The 25451-nt window shown below is 71.3% G+C and carries 19 protein-coding genes; 14 read left to right on the top strand and 5 right to left on the bottom strand.

What is annotated here, in order from left to right:
• The first annotated feature begins 11 nt into the window (after positions 1 to 11).
• Both HUV60_RS12185 and HUV60_RS12180 read left to right on the top strand, forming a co-directional pair.
• Complete coding sequence (locus HUV60_RS12185; protein ID WP_257851243.1) at positions 12 to 686, top strand: RNA polymerase sigma factor; 675 nt, start codon at positions 12 to 14, stop codon at positions 684 to 686.
• Entirely contained in the window at positions 686 to 1756 is a 1071-nt protein-coding gene (locus tag HUV60_RS12180; protein ID WP_257851244.1) for a hypothetical protein, read from the top strand. The genes HUV60_RS12185 and HUV60_RS12180 overlap by 1 nt, the downstream gene beginning before the upstream one ends.
• A gap of 186 nt (positions 1757 to 1942) precedes the next feature.
• On the opposite strand, the gene HUV60_RS12175 is transcribed toward HUV60_RS12180, so the two are convergent.
• Positions 1943 to 2926 (bottom strand): L,D-transpeptidase family protein, encoded by a 984-nt coding sequence (locus HUV60_RS12175; protein ID WP_257851245.1) that lies wholly within the window; start codon positions 2924 to 2926, stop codon positions 1943 to 1945.
• A gap of 326 nt (positions 2927 to 3252) precedes the next feature.
• Between HUV60_RS12175 and HUV60_RS12170 the strand changes: the two genes are divergently transcribed.
• Both HUV60_RS12170 and leuE read left to right on the top strand, forming a co-directional pair.
• Positions 3253 to 4851, top strand: coding sequence for an acyl-CoA mutase large subunit family protein (locus tag HUV60_RS12170; RefSeq protein ID WP_257851246.1), 1599 nt, complete (start codon positions 3253 to 3255; stop codon positions 4849 to 4851).
• Positions 4852 to 5071: 220 nt separating this feature from the next.
• Positions 5072 to 5728, top strand: a complete 657-nt coding sequence (leuE, locus tag HUV60_RS12165; protein ID WP_257851247.1) for a leucine efflux protein LeuE — start codon at positions 5072 to 5074, stop codon at positions 5726 to 5728.
• A gap of 484 nt (positions 5729 to 6212) precedes the next feature.
• Here the strand turns inward: leuE and HUV60_RS12160 are convergent, their stop codons facing one another.
• Entirely contained in the window at positions 6213 to 7352 is a 1140-nt protein-coding gene (locus HUV60_RS12160; RefSeq protein ID WP_257851248.1) for an acyltransferase family protein, read from the bottom strand.
• A gap of 242 nt (positions 7353 to 7594) precedes the next feature.
• Between HUV60_RS12160 and HUV60_RS12155 the strand changes: the two genes are divergently transcribed.
• Positions 7595 to 9067, top strand: a complete 1473-nt coding sequence (locus HUV60_RS12155) for a glycosyltransferase family 29 protein (protein WP_257851249.1) — start codon at positions 7595 to 7597, stop codon at positions 9065 to 9067.
• On the top strand, positions 9064 to 11397 hold the full coding sequence (locus HUV60_RS12150; RefSeq protein ID WP_257851250.1) for a glycosyltransferase: 2334 nt from the start codon (positions 9064 to 9066) through the stop codon (positions 11395 to 11397). Before HUV60_RS12155 ends, HUV60_RS12150 begins: the two co-directional genes overlap by 4 nt.
• A gap of 117 nt (positions 11398 to 11514) precedes the next feature.
• Here HUV60_RS12150 and HUV60_RS12145 read toward each other — a convergent pair whose 3' ends face one another.
• The 3 genes from HUV60_RS12145 to HUV60_RS12135 all read right to left on the bottom strand — a co-directional run bounded on the left by HUV60_RS12145 (position 11515) and on the right by HUV60_RS12135 (position 15061).
• Entirely contained in the window at positions 11515 to 12501 is a 987-nt protein-coding gene (locus HUV60_RS12145; protein ID WP_257851251.1) for a class I SAM-dependent methyltransferase, read from the bottom strand.
• A gap of 245 nt (positions 12502 to 12746) precedes the next feature.
• Positions 12747 to 14084, bottom strand: coding sequence for an alpha-2,8-polysialyltransferase family protein (locus tag HUV60_RS12140; RefSeq protein WP_257851252.1), 1338 nt, complete (start codon positions 14082 to 14084; stop codon positions 12747 to 12749).
• Entirely contained in the window at positions 14081 to 15061 is a 981-nt protein-coding gene (locus HUV60_RS12135; protein ID WP_257851769.1) for a glycosyltransferase family 2 protein, read from the bottom strand. Before HUV60_RS12135 ends, HUV60_RS12140 begins: the two co-directional genes overlap by 4 nt.
• 197 nt (positions 15062 to 15258) lie before the next feature.
• On the opposite strand from HUV60_RS12135, the gene HUV60_RS12130 reads away from it, so the two are divergent.
• The 8 genes from HUV60_RS12130 to HUV60_RS12095 all read left to right on the top strand — a co-directional run bounded on the left by HUV60_RS12130 (position 15259) and on the right by HUV60_RS12095 (position 25330).
• Positions 15259 to 16644, top strand: coding sequence for a DUF6716 putative glycosyltransferase (locus HUV60_RS12130; protein WP_257851253.1), 1386 nt, complete (start codon positions 15259 to 15261; stop codon positions 16642 to 16644).
• A gap of 62 nt (positions 16645 to 16706) precedes the next feature.
• A complete protein-coding gene (locus tag HUV60_RS12125; RefSeq protein WP_257851254.1) occupies positions 16707 to 17996 on the top strand; it encodes an acylneuraminate cytidylyltransferase in 1290 nt (429 codons plus the stop codon).
• 14 nt (positions 17997 to 18010) lie between these two features.
• Positions 18011 to 18949 (top strand): N-acetylneuraminate synthase family protein, encoded by a 939-nt coding sequence (locus HUV60_RS12120; RefSeq protein WP_257851255.1) that lies wholly within the window; start codon positions 18011 to 18013, stop codon positions 18947 to 18949.
• 51 nt (positions 18950 to 19000) lie between these two features.
• Positions 19001 to 20074, top strand: a complete 1074-nt coding sequence (locus HUV60_RS12115) for a hypothetical protein (protein ID WP_257851256.1) — start codon at positions 19001 to 19003, stop codon at positions 20072 to 20074.
• Between the two features lie 394 nt (positions 20075 to 20468).
• Positions 20469 to 21728 (top strand): M20 family metallopeptidase, encoded by a 1260-nt coding sequence (locus HUV60_RS12110; RefSeq protein WP_257851770.1) that lies wholly within the window; start codon positions 20469 to 20471, stop codon positions 21726 to 21728.
• Positions 21729 to 22097: 369 nt separating this feature from the next.
• Entirely contained in the window at positions 22098 to 23153 is a 1056-nt protein-coding gene (locus tag HUV60_RS12105; RefSeq protein WP_257851257.1) for a BMP family lipoprotein, read from the top strand.
• 149 nt (positions 23154 to 23302) lie between these two features.
• Positions 23303 to 23980: a class I SAM-dependent methyltransferase gene (locus HUV60_RS12100; protein WP_257851258.1), complete on the top strand. Its 678-nt coding sequence runs from the start codon at positions 23303 to 23305 to the stop codon at positions 23978 to 23980.
• A gap of 297 nt (positions 23981 to 24277) precedes the next feature.
• Complete coding sequence (locus HUV60_RS12095; RefSeq protein ID WP_257851259.1) at positions 24278 to 25330, top strand: BMP family lipoprotein; 1053 nt, start codon at positions 24278 to 24280, stop codon at positions 25328 to 25330.
• Positions 25331 to 25451: the final 121 nt, after the last annotated feature.

Below are 25451 nucleotides of genomic sequence, written 5' to 3'. Positions count from 1 at the left end.
GAGGGTGCGCGGTGCTGGGGGACGACGCGGAGCTGACGGCCGCGGTGGGGGCGGCACAGGACGGGGACGAGACCGCGTTCCGGACGGTGTACCGGGCCGTGCACCCACGGCTGCTGGGGTACGTACGCACGCTGGTCGGCGAGCCCGACGCCGAGGACGTGACGTCCGAGGCGTGGCTGCAGATCGCCCGGGACCTGCAGCGGTTCAGCGGTGACGCGGACCGGTTCCGCGGCTGGGCCGCCCGGATCGCCCGCAACCGTGCCCTCGACCACATCCGCATGCGTGGGCGTCGCCCCGCGATCGGCGGCGACGAGAGCGAACTGGACGGGCGGCCCGCCGAGTCCGACACCGCCGACCAGGCCATCGAGGCGATGGCCACCGACGGCGCCTTCGCCCTCATCTCCCGGCTGCCGCAGGACCAGGCCGAGGCCGTCGTCCTGCGGGTGGTCGTGGGCCTCGACGCCAAGACCGCCGCCGCCACGCTGGGCAAACGGCCGGGTGCCGTACGCACGGCCGCGCACCGGGGCCTGAGGCGGCTGGCTGAGATACTCGACGGCGATCCGGAAGCACATCCGGAATCCGCAGGGGGACTCGAGGCCCTCCCTCCCCAGCGAGAACCACGCAGCCCTGCGGTGACGTCCGCGAGCGTGACGCATATGCGAGCGCGGACGCAGAAGGACATGTGATGGCCGACGAGCAGTACAGGTGGCTGGACCGCGAAACGGCGGAGCGACTGCTGAGCGGAGAGTCACCCGAAGCTGTCGGCCCGGCCGACCGCGAACAGGCCGAACGGCTCGCGCGCGTCCTCGGCACCCTGTCTGCCCCGCCCCCGCCCCCGCCGGCCGACGGGGAACTCCCCGGCGAGGCCGCCGCGCTGGCCGCTTTCCGCACGGTCCGTGAGGAGCGGGCGGAACAGGCCGCACGGGACGACGACGGGGGACTGGTCAGCATCGGCGCCCCGCCCGGGGACCGTCCCGGAGCCGAGCACGGACCCGAGCACGGACCCCGCTGGGCGCGCCCGGCGCGCTTCGGACTGGCCGCCGCACTGACCGTGGGCATGGTCGGTGGTGTCGCGGTCCTGGCCGGTACCGGGATCCTGCCGACACCGTCCGGAGTCTCCGGTCCCGCCGCCACGTCCACCGCCACCATCCCACCCGGACCCCCCCTGCCGCCGCCCCCGTCGAAGAAGGACGCGCCGGTCGGCGCCCCGCCCGGGGGCGGTGCCCCGGACAAGCCGTCCGGGGACGCCGAGGGGGGCACCGGGCAGCAGGACGCACCGGGCACCGGCGACGACGAGGACGGCGGCGCGGCGGAACCCGGCGTGAAGACCGGTGACCTCACGGCCGGGAAGGGCCGCGGGAAGCAGATCGTCTCGGCCTGCCGTGCCTTACGCGACGGCCGCAAGCTCCCGGGCAGCCGCAAGCGCCTGCTGGAGGGCGCGGCGGGTGGTTCCGCCCATGTCGGGCCGTACTGCGAGAACGTCCTGGCCACGCACGGCACCGGAGCCGACACGGGCACCGGCTCCGGCTCCACGGCGAAGAGCGACGGCGGCAACGAGACCGGCACCGGCACCGGCCGGGACAACGAGGCCGCGGGAGACGGGAACACCGGCACCGGCACCGGTAACGGCGCCGGCGGCACCGAGGGTGCGGCGAACGGCAGCAACGGGAACGGGAAGGGCAACGCGACCGGCGGTGCCGACGGGAAGGCGAACGGGAACGCCAACGGCGGCAAGGATGCCGATGCATCCGGCTGACCTGCGTTTTTACGGGTGTTCGGCGTTTTCGTGTCGCCAGGTGTGACGTTTTCGGCCACCGGGGCGCAGTACTGGGTGAGCCGACTGGTCATCGGCTTCTGCACGGAGCCGGGGTTCCCCCCGTACCTGCGGCTCGTGCACTCGGCGCGGGCGAGACACGTTCCCCCGGTCCCGCCCGCGCCCTTCTCACCAGTGGACGACGACCTTGTCGCCGTTGCGCACCTGTTCGTACAACCCGGCGACGGCCGTCTCGTCCCGCACGTTGACGCAGCCGTGCGAGGACCCGGCGTAGCCCCGCGCGGCGAAGTCGGCCGAGAAGTGCACGGCCTGGCCGCCGCTGAAGAACATGGCGTACGGCATCGGTGAGTCGTAGAGCGTGGACACGTGGTCGCGGGACTTCCAGTAGACCTCGAAGACACCGTCGCGCGTCGGTGTGGGATCGGAACCGAAGCGGACGGGCAGCGTCGTCAGGGTCCGCCCGTCGATCATCCAGCGCAGGGTGCGGCTGGACTTGCTGATGCACAGCACGCGTCCCGTCCGGCAGCGCGCGTCGGGAGCGGCGGCCGGCTGGCCGCCCATCAGGTACAGCTCCCACCGGTCCGGCTCGCGCGTCATGCCGAGCAGCCGCTGCCAGGTGACGGTGTCGGTCCCCCCGGTCCGCGGCAGCCCCCGCTTGCCCTGGAACCCCTCGACGGCCTCCCGCGTGGCACCGTCGTACGTCCCGGTGGGCCCGTCGAACAGCCAGGCGACCTGACGCAGCCGGGCCTGGAGTTCACGGACGTCACGCCCCGAGTCACCGGGGGACCACAGCACCCGCGCCGGCGGCCGGGCAGGCACGCTCTCCGGCCGGTCACCGGCACCGGAACCCCCACCGCCCTTGCCGTCGTCGGCCCCGGCCCCCGAACCGCCGCCGGAGCCGGAACCGTCGTCAGAACCGGAACCGGAGGGCGGCCGGTACGCCGGCGGCGTGCCGCTCGGCAGCTCGATGCGCACCGGTGACCGTCCGTTGCCGTCCGCGTCGACGGGCTCCACGGTGCAGCCCACCGTGCCCCCGGTCAGCGCGGCCAGCGCCGCGCCCGCGGCGACGGCCCTCGCCACCGCACCCGCGCCCGGCCGCGACCGGGTCTCCGCCGACGACCGCGCCCTCGTCCCCATGCCCGTAGTACGCACGCGAGCCCCCTCGCCTCACCGGTCCCTGCGTGCCGTCACCTGAGATGGTCCCCGACATGACCGCTCCCGAACCAGGGGGCATGGTGGTGAGTGACAGGCGGACGACGGCGGGGGCGGGCGCTGTGAGCGGAGTCCCACCGCCCCTGTGAGGAAGGTCCCAGCGTGCGCCCCTGCACCGGGTCGCCCCCCCACGACTACAGTCCGTCGAAGGGCCGGGTCCGTACCGGCGGGCAGTCGGTCGGTACGGGTGAGCACCTGACGGGCACCTGACCTGACGTGAACGGGCAAGCAGCCGAGCAGCGCTGCTCAGCGGGAGGCATCACACCATGGCACGCGAGTCGGGCAGTGCCCGATCCACCGAGAGCGGACTGCCCATCGAGCCGGTCTACGGTCCGGACTCCCTCGGGGGCTGGGATCCTGCCGAGCAGTTGGGCGAGCCGGGGAAGTTCCCGTTCACCCGGGGTGTGTATCCGACGATGTACACGGGCCGGCCGTGGACGATGCGCCAGTACGCCGGTTTCGGCACGGCGAGCGAGTCCAACGCCCGTTACAAGCAGCTGATCGCCAACGGCACGATGGGCCTGTCGGTCGCCTTCGACCTGCCCACCCAGATGGGCCACGACTCCGACGCCCCGATCGCCTCGGGCGAGGTCGGCAAGGTGGGCGTGGCGATCGACTCGGTCGACGACATGCGGGTGCTGTTCGGCGGGATCCCGCTGGACCAGGTCTCCACGTCGATGACGATCAACGCCCCGGCCGCCCTGTTGCTGCTGCTGTACCAACTGGTCGCCGAGGAGCAGGGCGTCAGCGCCGAGAAGCTGACGGGCACGATCCAGAACGACGTGCTCAAGGAGTACATCGCGCGCGGGACGTACATCTTCCCGCCCAAGCCGTCCCTGCGCCTGATCGCGGACATCTTCAAGTACTGCCGGGCCGAGATCCCGAAGTGGAACACGATCTCGATCTCCGGCTACCACATGGCCGAGGCCGGGGCCTCGCCCGCGCAGGAGATCGCCTTCACCCTCGCGGACGGCATCGAGTACGTGCGCACCGCGGTGGCAGCCGGCATGGACGTCGACGACTTCGCGCCCCGCCTGTCGTTCTTCTTCGTCGCCCGCACGACGATCCTGGAGGAGGTCGCCAAGTTCCGCGCGGCCCGCCGGATCTGGGCCCGGGTGATGAAGGAGGAGTTCGGGGCGAAGAACCCCAAGTCGCTGATGTTGCGCTTCCACACGCAGACGGCCGGGGTGCAGCTGACCGCCCAGCAGCCCGAGGTGAACCTGGTGCGCGTGGCCGTGCAGGGCCTGGCGGCCGTCCTGGGCGGCACGCAGTCGCTGCACACCAACTCCTTCGACGAGGCCATCGCGCTGCCCACCGACAAGAGCGCCCGCCTGGCCCTGCGTACCCAGCAGGTCCTCGCCTACGAGACGGACGTGACCGCCACCGTCGACCCGTTCGCAGGCTCCTACGTCGTCGAGAGGATGACCGACGAGGTGGAGGCCGCGGCACTCGAGCTGATGGAGAAGGTCGAGGAGCTCGGCGGCGCGGTCGACGCCATCGAACACGGCTTCCAGAAGAGCGAGATCGAACGCTCCGCCTACCGCATCGCCCAGGAGACCGACTCCGGCGAGCGCGTCGTGGTCGGCGTCAACCGCTACCAGCTCGAGACCGAGGAACCCTACGAGCCGCTGCGCGTCGACCCGGCCATCGAGGCCCAGCAGGCCCAACGTCTGGCCGCACTCCGCGCGGAGCGCGACCAGCAGGCCGTGGACAACGCCCTGACCGCCCTGAAGAAGGCCGCCGAGGGCGAGGACAACGTCCTCCACCCCATGAAGGAGGCCCTGCGCGCCCGCGCCACCGTCGGCGAGGTCTGCAACGCGCTGCGCGAGGTCTGGGGGACGTACGTGCCCAGCGACGCCTTCTGAGCTGGTCGGTCACCTCGTACGAGTGACCGCAGGCGCGACGAGGTCCTGCTCTGCACGGAACCGGCCGACGGCGGACACCCCGACCCCCGGCGCTTCGAGCAGGGGCAGGACGTGGCCCTGCCGGAACCGGTCGGCGTGCGCGCAGAGCTCCCCGTGGACACGCTTCCCGACGGCTGAAACACCGGCGCGGAGTGCCGCACCTCCGTGCGACACTCGCTCCGTGTTCGGCGTCGTCGACCTCCTCACCTACCTGGCCGGCCTGATCCTCATCGTGCTGCTGCCCGGCCCCAACTCCCTGTACGTCCTGTCCGTCGCCGCCCGGCGCGGGGTGCGGGTCGGCTACAGGGCGGCGGCCGGGGTGTGGTGCGGGGACGCCGTGCTGATGACGCTGTCCGCGGCGGGCGTCGCCTCGCTGCTCCAGGCGAACGCCGTGCTGTTCGGCATCGTCAAGTACGCGGGCGCCGGCTATCTGACATGGCTCGCGGTCGGCATGCTGCGCGCGGCCTGGGGCATGTGGCGCACCCGGCGGGAACAGAGCGCCGTCGACGCCGCAGTCGACGCGGTTCCGACGGCCCCCGGAGAGCGGCCGTACCGCAGGGCGCTGGTCATCAGCCTGCTCAACCCGAAGGCGATCCTGTTCTTCGTCTCCTTCTTCGTGCAGTTCGTCGACCCGGCCTACGCCTACCCGGCGCTCTCCTTCGTCGTCCTCGGCATCCTCGCCCAGATCGCCAGCGTGCTCTACCTGAGCGCGCTCATATTCTGCGGCACCCGGCTCGCCGCCGCCTTCCGCCGCCGCCGGGCCCTGTCGGCGGGCGCCACCTCGGCAGCAGGCGCCCTGTTCCTGGGCTTCGCGGCGAAGCTGTCCCTTACGGCGTGAGGCCGGCGGCTCCGGTTTCTTCACACGGGGATGCCGGAGGGCTCGGACACCGGAGGGCTCGGACAACCCCGCTTCGTGCTCAGGCCGGGCCGATTCTCCGTGCAGGCGTTTCCTGACGCCGTTGCGGGGGGATGGCCGCAACCTGCTTCAGGAGGTACCCGTCCTGGGGCTTCCTGCCCGGCCCGTCCCATGTGGCCCCCTGGCAGCCTCGGTTGCCGGAGCAGGTTCCAGCCGCGTGGTTCGCCGCGTTCGCGGGTCCGTTCCGCGCCGTGGCCCACCGGCCCCGGAAATCATGCAGGCCCCCACGCCGCCCCGGGAACCGGGCCGGGCGCCGGAGTCCCCCCTGCCGGAATCGCCGCCGCAGCAGCCGCGGATCGCGGCGGCGGGCCGGCTGCCCTCCCGGAACCGCTCCTCGTCGAAGCCGCACATACGGCGGAAGTCCTCGACCTCTTCCTCGGCATCGGAGAACACGCGTGCTCCGTGTTCAGCTCCTGTGCTGCCTCGACAGGTGGGATCGCAGGGCCGGCGTCAGGGTTTCCTCCACGTACCGGTTCAGCAGCCAGGCCAGCAGCAGCATCGCGGCGACGGTCAGGGCGAGGGTCTCTGCCGAGCCGATGCCCAGGCCGCGGTGGAGGCCGTGGATGACCACCCACCCCAGGTGCTCGTGGACCAGGTGGAACGGGTGGGTGAGGGTGCCCGCGACGGTCAGCCGGCGCCAGTTCGCCCAGCTCAGCCAGCCCAGCGCGAGGGCGGCGACGGCGACGGTGACGGCGACGAAGCCGAGCGTGACGATCAGGATGATGCCGCACGAGGTCCGGTGGGAGAAGGCGTCCGCGCTCGGCGCGTGCCACAGGTCCTGGACCGCGTAGCGCTGGCCGATCAGCCAGCCCACCCCGACGAGGCCCCAGGCGTACGCGTCCTTGCGGTCGCGGTGGACGAGGTACAGGCCGATGCCCCCGACGAAGAGCGGCGCGTACTCCGGCATGAGGGCGAGGGCGAGCAGCGGCTCGTTCGCGGCATCGGCGATCGCGGCGGCCATGGTCCACACCGCGCAGAACAGGATCACCCGCTGCCGGCTCGCCCCGGGCATCACCACGAACAGGGCGAACAGCGTGTAGAAGCGGATCTCCACCCACAGGGTCCAGCACACCCCCAGCACCCGGTCCGCGCCGAGCGGCTGCTGGAGCAGCGTCAGGTTCACCAGCGCGTCGCTCGGCGAGACCGCCTCGTAGACGACCACCGGCAGCGCGAACACCGCCGTCACGAGGAGGACCGCCGCCCAGCAGGCGGGCAGCAGCCGGGAGGTGCGGGAGGCGAAGAACGACCTCAGCGGCCTGCCCCAGCCGCTCATGCAGATGACGAACCCGCTGATCACGAAGAAGACCTGGACCCCGAGACAGTCGTACGCGAAGTACTCGTGCAGGGTGGGGAACTGGTCTTTCGGGGAGCTTCCCCGGGCGGTGGTGACGTCGACGCCGCGACCGCCGTAGTGGTAAGCGGCCACCGTCAGCGCGGCGACCAGCCGCAGTCCGTCCAGAGCCCGCAGACGGGGGCGGACGCGTGGCTTCCCCGGCTCCGCCCGCCGGGTCTCTTCGGGTGTCGGACGGGCGAGCGTGCTGGTCAAGGAGACCTCGGTGCTCCATGATTCCGGCCGGCTTCGGCCGCGGGTATGTCAGCACGTCAGTCCGACGGGTGGAGAGCAATCGAACGCCAGGCCAACGATTTCCCGTCCAGTGGAGACGAGTTCACCTGGATGTCGTTTTGGCTTTTTAAAATCTCCTGACATCCCCCTTATGCAGAAGAGAACGCAACCCGTGCTGTCGCGATAAGTTGAGCGCGCAGCCGGTTCGGTAAAACAGGAGTGCCATGACGACGGTTCAGAACAGACGGGCACGTGTGCGTGGAGGAGGGCTGGACGACTGTTTGCGTGCCTGTGCGGTACACAGTGGCAAACTCGTCGGCAGTGTGGACCGCCGCAGAATCGAGCTTGCGGAGCAGTTGCGCAGGTTGCTCGTCGTGGTCACCACCGGTGACGCCGCCACTGCCACCGCCACCAGCGCCGTGCCGGGCGGCGCCGCCGCCCGCCTCAAGCGGGTCGTCAAGGGTGCGTCGGCCCCCGCCGCCGGCATCGCCAACGAAGTACTGGACGCCCTGCTCGCCGTCGCCAACAAGGCCCTGGAGTGCGGCTACGACGACGAGCTGGACCTCGCGCTGGTCATCAGCGACACCGTGCTCGCCCAGCGGAAGAACTCCCGCGCCGGCTGGCGGCTGCGCGCCCGGCTGATGGAGGCCCTCGGCGACGAGTCCGAGGCCGTGCCCGCCTACGAGCGGTACCTGGGTCTCACCGACAGCGACGGGTTCGGCGTCTCCGCGAAGATCGCCGGGCTGCGCGTCGCCGGGGAGAAGGAGCAGGAACTGCTGGCCCTGCTGCGGCACCAGTGCCCGCGCGCGGAGCGGTTCGCCGCCGGCCCCGCCACCGACGTATGGGCCGAGGGCCTCGCCGCGCACGCCGTGGGGGACTGGGCGGAGGCCGAACCGCGCATGGTCGGAGCGCTCCTCGCGCTGGCCGCCGAGCAGGCGCCGGTCGCCGACCGGCAGGAGCTCCTGAGCCAGTACCTGGAGCTGCGCGCCGCGCGCGGCGACGCCGACCTCCCCGCGTTCACCGAGGTCCTCGCCCTCTACGCCGAGCAGCGCCGCAACCGGATGCGCGGCCCCGTCGCCGACCCCACCATCGGCGGCGTGCAGTGGGTCAGCCTCGGTGAGTTCCGCAACCTGATCGCCGGCAAGTCCATCTGCCTCATCGCCAACTCGGGCCGGGTCGCCACCAGCTCGATGGGCGCCGAGATCGACGCCTACGACCTGGTGGTCCGTTTCAACTCCTACCGCGTCGACGAGAAGCACACCGGCGGGCGCACCGACATCCACGCCACCATCCACAAGCACGGCTTCAACTGGGACCAGCCGGTCACCACCCGGCTCGTGTTCGGCGGCATCTCCGGCGACTGGAAGTACTCCCTGCGCAACCGCCTGGTGCCCGGTGCCCAGCGCCACCTCGGCGACGAGTCGTTGCGCTGGCCCGTGCGCACCATCGGCAAGCTCGGCTCCGACGCCTGGTCCGGCATTCCGACCACCGGCTTCAACATGCTGTTCCTGCTGGACTTCCTGGACGTCAGCCCCACCCTCGACCTGATCGGCTTCGACTTCTACGAGAGCGGTGCCTACCGCGTTCCGGAAGCCATGAAGATGCCGATCACCTCCGTGCACGAGTACACCAGCGAGAAGGAATGGGTCATGCAGCGGGCCCAGCGAGTGACCGACATGAGGATCTCCCTGCGATGACCAACACCCCCGGGGCCGTGACCGGCGCCCCCCTGGCGCCGGCTCTCTCGTCGGCCGCGCTCACCGGCAAGCGCCGCGTCGCCTTCGCCTCCTACGTCGACGAGAACTACCTGCCCGGCTTCCTCGCCCTCCTGCGCAGCCTCGCCCTGTCCAACCCGGGCGTGTGCGAGGACTTCGTCGTCCTCCACGACGACCTGCGCCCCGGCTCCATCGCCAGGATCCGCGCCCTGCACCCCCGGATCGTGCTGCGCCGGGTGAACACCGGTCACTACGACACGTACAAGAAGGGCGACCAGGACAACTACCTGGTCCGCAAGGCGTACTTCATCCTCGACGTCTTCCGGCTGCGCGAGTACGACACCATCGTCACGCTCGACACCGACATGGTCGTCCTCCGTGACCTCGGTGAACTGCTGAGGCTGCGCGAGGGCCTGGCCGCCGTCCCGCAGTTCTTCTACGGGCAGCACAAGCTGAACTCCGGGCTGCTGGTCATCCAGCGCGAGTACCTCAGCGACGCCTTCTGCGCCAGGCTGGACGCGACCGGACGCAGCGGCGACTACGAACTCGACAAGCACGACCAGGGCATCCTCAACTCCGTCCTGGACGGCGACTTCGTCCGCCTCGACGCCCGCTACAACTTCGTCAAACGGCGCCTGTCCGGCGACCTGCCGGTCCCCGAGGACACCGCGATCCTGCACTTCACCGGCCGCCACAAGCCCTGGCAGGGCGGCGAGGCCGGATACGGGCAGGCGGAGGGCCGCTGGCGTGAGTTCGACATGTCCGACGCCGAGTTCCAGGCCGCCTACCTCTCTCAGCCCGGGGGCCTCCACCACGACCTGGTGGTGCACCTGGGCACCCCGCACGTCGCGCGTACCAAGGACACCGAGAGCGCCCGCAAGGTGGCCGCCGCGCACATCGCGGCCGGCGACTACCAGGACGCCGTCGACATCCTGAGCAGCGTGCACATCCCGCTCGACGAGGCCTGGCCGCACGAGGTGCTCGGGCACGCCCTGATGAGCGTCTCCCGCTACGACGAGGCCAGGGCACAGCTGCTGCTCGCCGCCGCCGCTCCCAACCGGGCCGCCACCGCCCATGCCCGGCTCGCCCAGATGGCCTGGGTGCACGGCGACGACGCCACGTCGCTGCGCCATGCCACCGACGGCATCTCCGTCGACCCCACCCACCGCTCGAGCCGGCTGTGGGCGCAGCGTGCCGCCTCCGTGCCCGAGCAGGAGCCGGGCGGCGCGGGGGACCAGCTGGCGCACGTCGCCTTCTACATGGACCGCCAGGGAAATGCCGGTGACAAGCTGCTGCCGGAGACCGTCCGCCTGGGCTTCGGGCCGGACACCACCTCCCGCCGCTGGCACTCCGTCCACGCCCACCGGCTGTTCGACGAGGCCGCCCTGGAGCGGGTCAACGCCCGGCGCGGCCTGGTCATCGGCGGCGGCGGGCTGTTCATCCCGGACACCATGCCCAACGGCAACAGCGCCTGGCAGTGGAACGTGCCCGACGAACACCTGCGCGCCATCGACGTGCCGATCATGGTGTACGCGGTCGGCTTCAACGCCTTCGACGGCCAGTCGTACCGTGCCGGGCGGTTCCGCGAGAGCCTGCGCCTGCTGGTGGAGAGGTCCTCCTTCTTCGGGCTGCGCAACCACGGCTCCATCGCCAGGGTGCGGGCCATGCTCCCGGACCACCTGCACGACAAGGTCCGCTTCCAGCCCTGCCCCACCACGGTCAGCCGCCAGCTGGTGCGGGGCTGGACGGACCCGGCCGAGCGCGAGGACACCGTCCTGCTCAACGCCGCCTACGACCGGGCGGGCCTGCGCTTCGGACACGACTACGGGCACTTCCTCGCGGAGATCGCCAAGGCTGTGCGGGGCATCGGCGCGCACACCGAGGTCCGCTGCGTGGCGCATTCGCTGGACGACGAGCGGATCGCCTTCGACCTGCGCCGCGAGCACGGCATCTCACTGCCGGTCATCCCCATGTACGACTTCGACAACGACGGGATCCGGGACCTGTACGCGAGGACCCGCCTCGTCATCGGCATGCGCGGGCACGCCGGGATGATCCCGTTCGGCGTGGGCACGCCGATCATCAGCCTGATCTCGCACCCGAAGATGACGTACTTCCTGGCCGACATCGAGCGCCCCGAATGGGGTGTCTCCGTGCACGACCGGAACCTGGGCGCCGTGCTCACCGAGCGGGCGACCGGCATCCTGGACAGCCACGCGGCGACCGTCGCCGACGTCCACGAGCGTCAGCAGTCGCTGTGGAAGGTCACCGAGGCGAACGCGGCCGACCTGAGGGCGCTCCTCGGGGAGTGAGACGCGGTGAGCCCCCGCGGCCCGTCCCGGAGAGTTTCCGGGACGGGCCGCGGGGGCTCACGCAGGCCGCGCACCGCATCCTTTCGCGCCGGGTCCCCTCGCGCCGGGGCCGCGGGCTCAGCGCCCCACGGCCTTCTTCACCAGCCGGGCCAGCCGCGAACCGCTACCGTTCTTCGCCCGGTCCTCGTCGTACGCCCTGCGCAGCTGTTCGAAGTGGTCGGAGCGGGTACGGCTCAGGTACGCGTCGTCGGTCAGCGGCTTGGCCAGCGACCACGCACGCCGGTGGTCGCCGGCGTAGTGGGCGACGTAGGCCTTGGCGAACTCCAGGACGGACTTGAAGGGGATGCCGCCGGTGTGGTCGCGGTCGATCCGTTCCTGGACGGCGGAGATCAGCGCCAGCTTCTCGTCCACGGAGTAGCTGTCCTCGGCGACGGACCTCAGTACGTCCTCGGGAATCGGCCGGACGACCTCGAAGGCGAGCGTGGAGCGGATCGGCGGCCCGGCGATCGCGATGTACGGCAGCAGTGCGCCCGTGCTGTGGTGCAGCCACGGCAGCCGGGGACCGGCGAAGTCCTGGTGCAGGACGACCGAGCCGGGCCGCAGCCTGGTCAGGAACCGCTCGGTCACACAGCGGAACACCCGGGCGGTCTTGGCGATGTCGACGTGCAGGAACTCGATCGGGCTGGTGTCCTCGGGGTCCGAGGTCTTCCAGAGGTCTCCGGCGTGGATCTCCAGGAACGGCAGGAACGGCTCGAGACGTCCGCGGAAGTCGTCCAGGAAGGAGTCGTCGTCGGCCGGCCTGCTGCCGGAGGTGAAGAACCTCTCCGTCGCGAAGGTGCCCTTGCCCACACGGAAGAAGTCGTACGCGTGCAGCCGCCCCCGGCGCTCGTCGAAGAGGGTGCTCTCGCGCAGCCCGAGGGCGAGAGCGTAGGTGGAGCCGCCGCCACCGGACCCCAGTTCGACCAGCCGGCCCCCGCCCGTGAGGTGATGGCGCCCCAACAGGTAGAGGAACCGCAGTTCCCAGGTGCTGACCTGGGAGTAGGGGAGGTCGCCCGGCAGTTGGACGTCGTCGAGGAGCGGGTAGAGCCGGCCGAGGTTCGTCATGGAATGCCTCACGGGTTGAGTGACGCCGGAGAAGGACGGCAAGCGTCGTGAGCCTATGGCTGCGACTGTCAGTTCACCATGGAATCCATGGAGTTAGCTGGTTGCGACTCGGGATTTCTTCGGTCTTCACCCACCGTTCACCCGGACCGGAAGGCTGGTCGACCGATGAGGCCGGCCGCGCCCGCCCCATTCGGCGTATCGGGCGCCCGCCCCACACCGGTGCTCCGGGCGGGCGCCCCGTGTGCTCAGCGGCGCGTCATCGCCCGGCGCAGCCTGCGCGCCTTGCGCGCGACCTTGCGGACCGTGGTGTTGCGCGGCAGGAACGCCAGCTGGGGCGGCACCCCGCCGGGCAGCCCGAGGGACGTCAGCCGCTTCCTCCTGAAGTACCGCCAGGTGCCGTCGTCCAGCCGCGTCGCCAGGTACCGCTCGGCCTCCGGCCGCAGGTCCGGCAGGATCTTCGGCTGCATCGTGAAGCCGACGGTCCGTACGAGATCGCCGAGGGCGCCCGTGTCCATGCGCCCGCGCCCCTCGGCGACGGCCGCCCCGTCCGCGGGCTCCGGCAGGAGCGCGTCGACGACGGTGACCGGTACGCGGTTGCTGTTCTCGAACGGGGTCAGCCGGTCCAGCAGGGTCTCGGTGCCGACGCGGGCGACCGGCAGGCCGTAGAAGGCGGACGCGGTCAGCAGGGCGGTGGAGAAGCAGCCGACGACCAGGGCCGGACGCATCCGCTGGTACAGCACTTCGGCCAGGACCGGGGTGTCCACCACCGTGAGGGCGACGCCGAGCCGTTCGGCCTCGTCCTCCAGGGTGCGGGTGAAGCGCGCCGGGGCCGTGGGGTGCGGCTTGAACACCACCCGGGTGTGACCGAGGTGCACCGCGCCCTTCAGCATCCGCACATGAAGGTTCTCCTCCTCCTCGGCGGAGAGGATGTTCAGCGCGGACAGGTACTGGCCGAGGAGCAGCGCGGGCTCCGTCACGTCCGGCAACGCGTCGCCGGTGTCGACCAGTTCGGCCAGCACCTTGGTGAAGGCCGGTGTGGCCACGATCTCCGGTACCACCCCGAACTCGGTGAGCAGCAGGGGTTCGAGACCCGGTACCAGGTCGAGGTGGAGCAGCCGCTCCACCCGGGTGCCGACCAGCGGGTCGATCTTGTTGCGGGTGGGGCCGTAGCTCATCAGGCCGTCCGCGTAGACCGTGACGGGCGCGTCGGTGAAGATCTGCGTCAGCCCGAGGGCCGGGTTGACCTGGATGGACTCCACGGCGAGCGCGAGGTCGTCGTCGCCGAGCTCCCAGAGCAGCCGCAGATACCGCTCCCACAGGGGAACGTCCTCCAGGCGCGGCGCCCAGCCGCCGGGGTGGAACGGGAAGATGGCCTCGTTCCACGACAGCACGTCGTCGAACCGGGACCGCAGCCGCTCGAACCCGGGCATCTCGTCGACGGCGGGCGTCGTCTCGGGCGTCGTCGCGTTGTTGGAGACCAACAGGATCCGCCGGTCGGCGGGCGCGAAGCAGCCCGAGTCCAGGGCGGCGGCGAGCGTGGCCGTGCCGTACAGGGTCGACGCCATGAAGATCTGCGTGGTCACGCGGCGGCCTCCGTGGCCGGCACCGGACGGCGGCGCAGCCGGCGCAGCACGTCCGCACGCTTGGCGTCCATCGAACCGAGTGCGTCGTCGAGTACGTCCTGAGGCATGCGCCGCAGCGCGGCGCTGCTCATCGTCTTCAGTTGCCGTGCCACGGGTGCCTCGAACCTTTCGACGGTTCCCAGGTGATGGGAAATGATGGCGCAGTACGTGCGCACGGCCTTCGGGAGCAGGGCCGCCGCATCGGAGTCCCGCGCGGTCTCCTCGATCACCTGGTCGAACGCGCGAATGAAGTCGAGCTGCCGCGCGTCACCGATCTGGGTGAGCGACGAGGAAATGCCGCGCCGGTAGAAGACCCCGAGGAGGCTGGTCACCGCGAAGGACTCCGCCTCCCGGTGCAGCTTCCAGATCCAGGGCCGGTCCTCGGCGGTGCGCAGCCCGTCGGTGAAGTGCAGTACGCCGCGTTCGACGAGCCTGCGGTGGTAGATGCCCGCCCAGGCGTAGGCGTAGTCGACGGAGGTGGTCCGGTGGGCGGGGAGGATCGCGTCACGCGGGTCCAGCACCACGTTGCGCCGGCCGTGCGGGACGCGGTGCACGACGCGGGCCCGCGCGGTGCACTGCACGTGGTCGGTGCGGACGAAGTCGCAGTCCAGCTTCTCGATCGCGGTCACCAGTTTGGCGTAATAGCCGGGCGCCAGCCAGTCGTCCCCGTCGAGGAAGGTCAGGTACTCGCCGCGGGCCCGGTCGATTCCGGTGTTGCGGGCGGTGGCCAGGCCGCCGTTCTTCTCGTGTCCGACCAGCACCGCCCCCGGCAGTTCGCGCCCGGCGCGCGCGAGGAGGTCCGCGGTCCCGTCGGTCGAGCAGTCGTCGACGAGAATGAATTCGAAGTCCTCCCGCGCGTTGGCGCGCAGACTTCGCAGGGCATCTGGGACGTATGGGCGCACGTTGTAGAACGGCACGATGACGGAGAGCTTGAGCACGTCTTCGACGTTAGGCGGCAGTCCGTCATTCGTCATTGATTGAACCTTGATGCGGGGTGAACGGCGCGTGGCGAAGCAGTGAAGCGAACGTTTTTCCGAGTGGCGGGCCGGTTGATTCTTCGTTCGGCGGCCTCCTGTTAACCATTTGTTGGATTCAGGTTGGGCAGCTCCTAGAAATTGCTTCTAGCGTCTTCGTTGTGCCAGCAAGTACAACGAAGACCCTGCGAGTCGCCGTCCTCGCGGATTCCGACACCCGGTGGAAATGGGGTTCGCTCACCGCGCACCGCATCGCCCCGGAGAACTCGGACATCCGTCTGGACGGTTATCTCCTGCGGGGCCGCGCGACTCCCACCGCCCGTCAGCTCGAAGAGGTCGGCGTCCAGGCGGACGCCCTCCACGAGGTGACCGCGGTCCAGTTCCTGCACGCCATGCGCGAGGAGTCGTACGACATCCTGGTCCTCGCCCTGGTCGGCGGCGGGGTGCAGGCGATGCTGCACGGCCTCGGGCGGGTCTGGGAGGACGCCAGGGTCCGCTCCGAAGACCCCGCAGGCCGGGCGAAGCGGCCCGTCGTCGTCACCGGGTACGTCGGAGTCGTCTACGAGAAGCTCGCCGACGGCCTGCTGCTGCGCCACGGCGCCGACCTCGTCCTCGCCAACTCCCGTCAGGACGCCGACCGTTTCCGCGCCGTGTACGAAGGCGTGGGCGCCGACGCCCGCTCGGTGACGGAGGTCGCGCTTCCGTTCCTCGGCGGGGCCGCCTACACCGGTGAGCCCGATCCGCCCGCGGAGCAGGGGGGCAGGCCCTACACGGTCGTCTTCGCCGCCCAGCCCTCCGTCCCGGACAACCGCCGGGACCGTACCTACCTGCTGAACCGGCTGGTCGAGCACGCCCGTCGGCACCCCGAGCGCGAGGTGCTGCTCAAGCTGCGCTCCAAGCCGGGCGAGCACACCACGCACATCGAGGAACTGCCCTACCAGAAGCTGGTCCAGCGGCTCGATCCGCCGGCCAACTTCCGTCTGGTGTACGGGCACATGGGCGAGGTCCTGGACCGCACCGACCTGCTGGTCACCATGAGTTCCACGGCCGCGCTGGAGTCCCTGCACCGTCGCATCCCGACCGTGGTCCTCACCGACCTCGGGGTGCGCGAGGCGCTCGGCAACCACCACTTCGTCGGCTCCGGCTGCCTCGCCTCCTGGGACCAGCTCGACGCCGGCCACCGGCCGGTGCCGGACGAGGAGTGGGTGTCCCGGCAGGGTGTCGCCCCCGGAGGCACCCCCTCCGGGGGAGGGTCGTACGACACCGCCTTCGACGCCGCCCGGGCACGCATCACCCAGCTGCTCGACCGCCCCGGCGGCCTGCCGCCGCCGGCCCCGTACTACACGACCGTCACCGCGCCCGGCTATCTGCCCGGCCTGCTCGCCCGCCACCACCTCGGCCCGGACGGCACCCCGCTGCCCGGCACCCCTGCCGCCGACAAGGAGCCCGGACCGGTCCGGCAGATCGTGCGCCGTGCGGCGCGCGGCGCCTATCGCCACGGCGTCCAGCGGGTGGCCCCGGTGATCCGGCGGATGGGCGAGCTGTGAGCGCCCCTCTCCCGGCCGGCCGGGACCGCCTCCCTTCCTGTCCGGCTCAAGGAGCTGATCCCATGTCCTCACCACCAGCGGGCCAGGGGGCCCCGGTGCGCCGGGTGCTCGCCGTGATCCCCGCGCGCGGCGGCTCCAAGGGCGTGCCCGCGAAGAACCTCGCGCCGGTCAACGGCGCGCCCCTGGTGACCCGCGCGGTCCGCGAGTGCCGTGCCGCGCACCATGTCACGGACGTCGTCGTCTCCACCGACGACCAGGCCATCGCGGCCGCCGCCCGGCAGGCGGGCGCCGAGATCGTGATGCGCCCCGCCGCCCTCGCGGGCGACCTCGCCACCTCCGAGGCCGCCGTCCTGCACGCCATGGACGTCCACGAGGCGCTGCACGGTGCCGGGGTGGACATCGTCCTGCTGATCCAGTGCACCAGCCCGTTCCTGATCCGCGAGGACATCGACGGAGTGGCCGGCGCGGTCGCCGAGCAGGGCGCCGACACGGCGGTGACCGTGGCCCCGTTCCACGGTTTCATCTGGCGGGACGAGGCGACGACGGACGAGGCACCGACCGACGCGGCGCCGGCGGACACCCGGCCGGACCCCGGGGCGGACGGCCCCAGCGGCGGCTACGGCGTCAACCACGACAAGTCCTTCCGCCCCCGCCGCCAGGACCGCCCCCAGGACCTCCTGGAAACCGGTGCCGCCTACGCGATGGACGCGGCCGGCTTCCGCGAGCACCGGCACCGCTTCTTCGGCCGGACCGGACTCGTCCGCACCGACCCCGCGCGGGTCCTGGAGATCGACGACCCGCACGACCTCGCCCGCGCCCGCGCCCTCGCCCCGCTCTTCGACGAGGCAAGGCCCGGCGCGCTCCCGACCGCCGACGACATCGACGCGGTCGTCCTCGACTTCGACGGCACCCAGACCGACGACAGGGTGCTGATCGACGCCACCGGACAGGAATTCGTCTCCGTGCACCGCGGTGACGGACTCGGCATCGCGGCTCTGCGCAGGAGCGGACTGAAGATGCTCGTCCTGTCCACGGAGAAGAACACGGTCGTCGCCGCCCGCGCACGCAAGCTCGAGATCCCCGTGCTGCACGGCATCGACCGCAAGGACCTCGCACTGAAGCAGTGGTGCGAGGAACAGGGCATCGCGCCCGAGCGCGTGCTCTACGTCGGCAACGACGTCAATGACCTCCCGTGCTTCGCCCTCGTGGGCTGGCCCGTGGCGGTCGCGAGCGCCCACGACGTCGTACGCGGCGCCGCACGCGCGGTCACCACCGTCCCCGGTGGCGACGGCGCGATCCGGGAGATCGCCAGCTGGATCCTCGGCCCCTCTCTCGATTCCCTCCCCACGTAAGGAAACCCCAGGCCATGAGCACCAACTCCCGCGTTCGCACCTTCGGTACCCGCGAAGCCGGCCCCGGCCGCCCGGTGTACATCACCGGCGAGATCGGCATCAACCACAACGGCGAGCTCGAGAACGCGTTCAAGCTGATCGACGCCGCCGCCGAGGCCGGCTGCGACGCCGTCAAGTTCCAGAAGCGCACGCCCGAGATCTGCACCCCGCGCGACCAGTGGGACATCGAGCGCGACACCCCCTGGGGCCGCATGACCTACATCGACTACCGCCACCGCGTGGAGTTCGGTGAGGACGAGTACCGTCGGATCGACGCGTACTGCAAGTCCAGGAACATCGCCTGGTTCGCCTCCCCGTGGGACACCGAGGCCGTCGCCTTCCTGGAGAAGTTCGACGTCCCCGCCCACAAGGTCGCCTCCGCCTCCCTCACCGACGACGAGCTGCTGCGCGCCCTGCGCGCCACCGGCCGCACGGTCATCCTCTCCACCGGCATGTCCACCCCGAAGCAGATCCGCCACGCGGTCGAGGTCCTGGGCAGCGACAACATCCTGCTCTGCCACGCGACGTCCACCTACCCGGCCAAGGCCGAGGAGCTGAACCTCCGCGTGATCAACACCCTCCAGCAGGAGTACCCGAACGTCCCGATCGGCTACTCCGGCCACGAGACCGGGCTGCAGACCACGCTGGCCGCCGTCGCCCTCGGCGCCAGCTTCGTCGAGCGCCACATCACCCTCGACCGCGCCATGTGGGGCTCCGACCAGGCCGCGTCCGTCGAGCCGCAGGGCCTCACCCGCCTGGTCCGCGACATCCGCACCATCGAGGAGTCCCTCGGTGACGGCGTCAAGAAGGTCTACGAGTCCGAGCTGGGCCCGATGAAGAAGCTGCGCCGGGTTCCCGGTGTCGTCGCCGAGGCGGAGATCGCCGACGCGGCCGGCGAGCCGCTGGCCGTCTGACCTTCCCTCCCCCCCTCACCATCCCTTGACGACGGGAACGGTCGTACGTCGATGAGCCCTCGCGCCGGGAATGCCGGCCCCCACACTCTCGCCTTCGTCGAGAGCCCGGTACAGCTGCTGAACGTGCTGGAGTGGGCGCACGCGCATGCGCCCGGCGTGGGGCTCACCCTCGTGGTGCTGTCCCCCGTCGACCCCATGACCCGCGGCCAGTTGCGCCGCATGTCCGAACTCGCCCGCGAAGAGGGCCACGAGGTCCGCTGGGAGGAGGCGCGCGGCGGGGCGGGCGCGCCCTTCCAGACCGTAGGGGGCCTGGCCGGCCCGCTGCGCCGCGCCACCCGGGTCGTCCTCGGCGACCCCTTCTCGCGGTACGTACAGCTCATGCTGGCGATCACCGGTGCCCACGACCTCGTCGTCGTCGACGACGGCACGGCGACCATGGAGTTCGTCGGCCAGCTCGCGCGCGGCGAACGCCTGGTCCGCTGGCACCGCAAGGGCGGCCGCCGCGGCCCCCGCGACCTGCTCCTCGCCCCGGTCTCCGGCATCGCCCGCCGCAGGCTCACCCCGGGCGGCCGGCGCCGGGTGGAGGTCTTCTCCTCGATGCCGGTCGACGACATACCGGCCGGTGTCACCGTCGGCGCCAACTCCTTCGCCTGGACCCGGGAACGGTTCGGCCCGCCCACCATCACCAGGACCGCCGACATGGTCGGCACGTCCCTCGTGGAAACCGGTGTGGTGGACGCCGACGCCTACCTCGACGCCGTCCGCTCCCTCGCCAAGGCCCACGGCGTGACCCGCTACTTCGCCCACCGCCGCGAGAGCACCGAGAAACTCCACCGCCTCGCGGTCGGGACGGGCCTGGAGATCGTCCGCCCCGAACTCCCCCTCGAACTGATCGCCCGCCGGGGCCCCATCGGCCGTACGGTGCTCAGCTTCCCGTCGACCGTCGTCCACACCCTCCCCCTGGCCCTCTCCGGCACGGAGGTCCGCGTCGCGGTCTGCGACATCAATTCGGCCTGGCTGACCGACCACGCCTCCCCCCGGGCCCAGGGCTTCCTCTCCAACGTGACGGGCACGGCCCGGGGCGCCCACCGCCTGGCGTCGGTTTCGGTGGCGCCGGCCATCTGAGGAGAGCGTCGTGCGAGGCACGGGCCCGCACCCCCACCGGCGCAACCCGGGGCGCCGGAGGCGTTTTCACCCGGGTGCGTGGGTGGCGGGCGTGGACCCGTGGGTGGCGGGGCGCCGTGTCCGGCAGGTGAACCGGTCCGCGTGGCCCGGGCGATGCGTGGTACACCGAGGAGAGGTGGAGTGCGGTGCGGGTGCCGGAAGCGGCCGTCCGAGCGGCGGTGCGTTCCGGTGGTCCGTGTGGGCTCACTCGCGTACGGGGGCGTCGAGCTTACCCGTCGCGGAGTGCGGCTAAGCGTGGCGACGCCGGTTTTTCTTCCACTGACGGGCTGAATTTTCTTGATCAGGGGTCGGTCGGAGGGCCCGGCGGCCTACCCTTCAAAGGGTGAAGCAACTAATGTCACTGGAGTCCGAGATCGATCTGCCCGGAGGGGCGGTGCTTCTGGGCGCGCTCTCCGAGGTCCTGCGCGCCGAGCTCGTCGCCTTCCGTCGCGACCTGCACATGCACCCCGAGCTGGGCAACCAGGAGTTCCGTACGACCGCCGCGATCAAGGAGCGGCTCGAGCGGGCCGGTCTCGCGCCGCGTGTACTCTCCGGCGGAACCGGCCTCGTCTGTGACATCGGGGTGGCGGAGGGCGGCAGCGGCATCGAGGGCACCGGTACCGGTGCCCTCCCCGGCGCCGGCATGCTCGCACTGCGGGCCGACATCGACGGACTGCCCATTCCCGACATGAAGACCGAGTGCCCGTACCGCTCCACCGTGCCCGACCGCGCGCACGCCTGCGGCCACGACGTGCACACCACCGTCGTGCTCGGCACCGGGCTCGTCCTCGACGAACTGCACCGCCAGGGCCTGCTGCCCCGGCCGGTGCGGCTGATCTTCCAGCCCGCCGAGGAGGTGCTGCCCGGCGGTGCCGCCGACGCCATCCTGGACGGCGCGCTCGACGGGATCGGGCGGATCGTCGCCGTGCACTGCGATCCCCGGGTCGACGCCGGGAAGATCGGGCTGCGGGAGGGCCCCATCACCTCCGCCTGCGACCGGCTGGAGATCGCCCTCGACGGACCCGGCGGCCACACCGCCCGGCCGCACCTGACCACGGACCTGGTCACCGCCGCCGCCCGTGTCGTCACCGACGTGCCCGCGCTGGTGGGCCGGCGGGTCGACAGCCGCAGCGGGCTCGCCATCACCTGGGGCAGGGTCGAGTCCGGCCACGCGCCCAACGTCATCCCGCAGCACGCCGAGATCTCCGGCACCGTGCGCTGCCTCGACCTGGAGACCTGGCGGCTGGCCCCGGACGTCGTGGTCGCCGCCATCGACGAGGTGGCCAACCTGCACCGTGCCAAGTCGGAGATCAACTACGTGCGCGGAGTCCCGCCGGTCGTCAACGAGGCCGGTGCCACCGAGCTCCTGCGGGACGCCATGATCGCCCGGCGCGGCCCGGAGTCCGTGGAGAACACCGAACAGAGCCTCGGCGGCGAGGACTTCTCCTGGTACCTGGAGCACGTTCCCGGCGCCATGGCCCGCCTCGGGGTCCGGCCCCCGGGCGAGCGCACCACCCGCGACCTGCACCAGGGCGACTTCGACGTCGACGAGTACGCCATCACCGTGGGTGTCGAACTCTTCACCGCCGCCGCCCTGCTGGACGACCTGCGCTGAGAACGCCGGCAGCGCGGGGGAGCCGGCGTGGAGGGTCGGCTCCCCCGCGCTGCCGGGCCTCTTTCGCCTCTCCGGCTCTCTCCGCCCCTTCTGTTCCCGTCCTGTTCTGTTCCCGTCCTGCCGTTCCACTTGCGTCGCGGGCGGGGGAGGGGGAGCGTGGTGCGCGTGGTGTCCCGCCGCGCACCGCTCCGGTCGACCGTTTCCGCCCCCTTCGATCCCCTACGGCCCTCTGCTTTACCAGGGTGTAACCGGCCATCGGCACGAATGGATAACGGCCCGGCAGTACCCCGTTCCCAGGAGTGTCTACGCGCGTTAATGTGCGCCGAACCGAGCGCCCGATGCGGGGCTTTGGAGAATGGGGAGCGTCAGATGCGTCGGATATCCAGACTGACTCGCGCCGCGGTGGGGGTCGCGTCGCTCGCACTCGCCGCCACGGCCTGCGGCGGTACCAGCAGCGAGAGCGGTGACAGCTCAGAGAGCTCCGCGAAGGACGGCCTCGGTCTCGCCATCGCCTACGACATCGGTGGCAAGGGCGACCAGTCCTTCAACGACGCCGCCTACGCGGGTCTGCAGAAGGCCGCGGACGAGTTCGGCTACAAGACCGCCGACATCGAGCCCACCGAGGGCGAGACCGACGCGGACAAGGAACAGCGCCTCGCGTCGCTCGCGAAGCAGGGCTACGACCCCGTCATCGGCGTCGGCTTCGCCTACGGTCCGGCGATGACGGCCGTGGCCGAGAAGTACCCGGACACCACCTTCGGCATCGTCGACTCCGTGGTCGAGGGAGAGAACGTCGCCTCCCTCGTCTTCGCCGAGGAGCAGGCGTCCTACCTCGCCGGTGTCGCCGCCGCCAAGGCCACCGAGACGAACACCGTCGGCTTCGTGGGCGGTGTCGACATCCCGCTGATCCACAAGTTCGAGGCCGGCTTCAAGCAGGGCGTGCAGGCGACCGACCCGAAGGTCAAGGTCGTCTCCCAGTACCTGACGCAGACGGCGGAGGAGGGCGGCTTCTCCAGCCCCGACAAGGGCAAGGCCGCCGCCGAGGGCCAGATCGAGAAGAAGGCCGATGTCGTCTACCAGGCGGCCGGTCTTTCCGGGCAGGGCGTGATCGAGGCCGCCGCCAAGGCGAAGGTCTGGGCGATCGGCGTCGACTCCGACCAGTACGAGCAGGAAGCCCTGGCCGGCTACAAGGACTTCATCCTCACCTCCGCCCTCAAGGACGTCGGCGGTTCGGTGTACGCGCTGGCCAAGTCCGTCCAGGACGACGAGCCGCTGACCGGCACCCAGGTCTTCGACCTGAAGGTGGACGGCGTCGGCCTCTCCGACAGCAACCCGAAGATGGCCGAGGTCGAGGGCCTGACGGACGCCGTGGCCGAGGCCAAGGAAGGCATCATCGACGGCTCCATCACCGTCAAGACGGAGTAGCGCGGCAGGGGAGCGGCGCGGACCGCGGTACCGGACACGGGCGGGCACCCACAGCGGGTGCCCGCCCGTGTCCGTGTCCTTCGGGCGCCGTTTTGCCGGACCGGCAACAGGAGTGGCCTGTCCGGGACGCGCTGGGCGACGGTGGGCCGATGGACGACATCGCAGCAGGACCGCCCGCGTTCGACGCTTCCTCCCCCGTCGACGGATACGTCGGAGACCCCGCGGTGAGGGCCGAGTGGGACGACCGGTACACCGAACGGCAGCAGGTGTGGAGCGGCCGGCCCAACGGTGCGCTGGTGGCCGAGGCCGCCGGGCTCACACCCGGGCGGGTGCTCGACGTGGGCTGTGGTGAGGGCGCGGACGCTGTCTGGCTCGCGCGCCGCGGCTGGGACGTGACCGCGCTCGAGGTCTCGGGCGTGGCGCTGGAACGGGCGGCCGGGCACGCGCGGGACGCCGGCCTCGCCGTTCGCTGGGTCCACGCCTCACTGACGGAGGCGGCCCTCCCGCCGGCCTCCTTCGACCTGGTCTCCGCGCAGTACCCCGCCCTGCTGCGCACCCCCGACGCCGCGGCCGAGCGAGCGCTGCTCGCGGCCGTCGCGCCCGGCGGCGTGCTGCTGCTCGTACACCACGCGGGGATGGACGCCCGGCAGGAGAACGTGGGCGGCTTCGACCCGGCCGACTACGTCTGGCCCTCGATGGTCGCCGCTCTGTTCGACGAGGACTGGGAGGTGGAGGTGGACGAGCAGCGTCCCCGCGTGGCACCCGACGGCGGCGCCGGCGCGCACCACACCGACGACCTGGTGCTGCGCGCGCGCCGGCTGCGCTGAGCCCCCGCCGTCCGCAGCAGACCCGGAAACCCGCTCCGATGCCCGGCGTGCGCCGTGTCGGATGTCATGGTGCTTGTCGCCTCACGCCGTACATCGTCCGTACAACGCCCGAATGTCACCCAGCGCCATGATCTGTTCGCGATCGGCAACGGTGTGCTCGCGGTAGGGCCCGGGTAGGCCACGGCCGCATAACAAGGTGGACAGAAGGGTTCTCCGGGACTGTCTACGCGCGTTAATCTGCGGCGAAGCCAGCGCCGTCCCCCGAACCTCCGGCGCTTGTACGAAGGAGCACCACACATGCGCCGGACTTCCCGGATCACGGTCGCAGGCGCGGCGACCGCCTCTCTGGCCCTCGCGCTCGCCGCCTGCGGTGGCACCTCTACCTCTTCCTCCAGCTCGTCCGAGTCCGCCGAGGACAAAGGCCTGGCCATCGCGTACGACGTCGGCGGCAAGGGCGACCAGTCCTTCAACGACGCGGCGTACGCGGGCCTGCAGCGGGCGGAGAAGGAGTACGGCTACAAGACAGCCGACGTCGAGCCCACCGACGGTGAGACCGACGCGGACAAGGAGCAGCGCCTGGCCTCGCTGGCGAAGCAGGGCTACAACCCGGTGATCGGTGTCGGCTACGCCTACGCCGCCGCCGTGAAGGGCGCCGCCGAGAAGTACCCGGACACCACCTTCGGCATCGTCGACGACGCCACGGTCGAGATGGACAACGTGACCGACCTGGTCTTCTCCGAGGAGCAGGCCTCCTACCTGGCCGGTGTCGCCGCCGCGGAGACCACCAAGACCGACGTCGTGGGCTTCATCGGCGGAGTGGACATCCCGCTGATCCACAAGTTCCGGGCCGGCTTCGAGCAGGGCGTCAAGGACACCGACCCGGACGTCAAGGTCATCTCGCAGTTCCTGACGCAGACGGCGGAGGAGGGCGGCTTCTCCAGCCCCGACAAGGGCAGGGCCGCCGCCGAGGGCCAGATCGAGAAGAAGGCCGACGTCGTCTACACGGCGGCCGGTCTGTCCGGCCAGGGTGCCATCGAGGCCGCGGCCGCCAACAAGGTCTGGGCGATCGGTGTGGACTCCGACCAGTACGCGCAGGAGGCGCTGGCGAAGTACAAGGACTCGATCCTCACCTCGGCGATGAAGGACGTCGCCAAGTCGGTCTACAAGCTGGCGCAGTCGGTCGAGGACAAGTCTCCGCGCACCGGTGTCCTCAGGGGCGATCTGGCGTCGGGTGAGGTCGGCCTGTCGAACTCGAACCCCGTGTTCGCGGACAACGACGAGCTCCAGGACGTCATCGAGACGGCCAGGGGGAAGATCATCAACGGTGAGATCGAGGTCGAGTCCAGCTGATCACGCAGGACTCGAACAGCGTGTAACCCGTGGGGTTGTGACCGCTCGACGGGGTCCGGGGAGTAGGCTCCCCGGACCCCGTCGAGCGGGGTGCGTGACCCCGTTCGATGCCGTAGGGGCG

The organism is Streptomyces sp. KMM 9044 (assembly GCF_024701375.2).
GTDB lineage: Bacteria > Actinomycetota > Actinomycetes > Streptomycetales > Streptomycetaceae > Streptomyces.
The sequence above is the reverse complement of the archived record's forward strand: the minus strand, read 5'-3'. Positions and strand labels throughout refer to the sequence as shown.

Coding starts and splice junctions, on each gene's coding strand:
- HUV60_RS12170 (WP_257851246.1), top strand. CDS start 3,253: ATGGCACGCGAGTCGGGCAGTGCCCGATCCACCGAGAGCGGACTGCCC.
- HUV60_RS12145 (WP_257851251.1), bottom strand. CDS start 12,501: ATGACGAACCTCGGCCGGCTCTACCCGCTCCTCGACGACGTCCAACTG.
- HUV60_RS12155 (WP_257851249.1), top strand. CDS start 7,595: ATGACGACGGTTCAGAACAGACGGGCACGTGTGCGTGGAGGAGGGCTG.
- HUV60_RS12150 (WP_257851250.1), top strand. CDS start 9,064: ATGACCAACACCCCCGGGGCCGTGACCGGCGCCCCCCTGGCGCCGGCT.
- HUV60_RS12095 (WP_257851259.1), top strand. CDS start 24,278: ATGCGCCGGACTTCCCGGATCACGGTCGCAGGCGCGGCGACCGCCTCT.
- HUV60_RS12180 (WP_257851244.1), top strand. CDS start 686: ATGGCCGACGAGCAGTACAGGTGGCTGGACCGCGAAACGGCGGAGCGA.
- HUV60_RS12100 (WP_257851258.1), top strand. CDS start 23,303: ATGGACGACATCGCAGCAGGACCGCCCGCGTTCGACGCTTCCTCCCCC.
- HUV60_RS12110 (WP_257851770.1), top strand. CDS start 20,469: ATGTCACTGGAGTCCGAGATCGATCTGCCCGGAGGGGCGGTGCTTCTG.
- HUV60_RS12115 (WP_257851256.1), top strand. CDS start 19,001: ATGAGCCCTCGCGCCGGGAATGCCGGCCCCCACACTCTCGCCTTCGTC.
- HUV60_RS12125 (WP_257851254.1), top strand. CDS start 16,707: ATGTCCTCACCACCAGCGGGCCAGGGGGCCCCGGTGCGCCGGGTGCTC.
- HUV60_RS12105 (WP_257851257.1), top strand. CDS start 22,098: ATGCGTCGGATATCCAGACTGACTCGCGCCGCGGTGGGGGTCGCGTCG.
- HUV60_RS12120 (WP_257851255.1), top strand. CDS start 18,011: ATGAGCACCAACTCCCGCGTTCGCACCTTCGGTACCCGCGAAGCCGGC.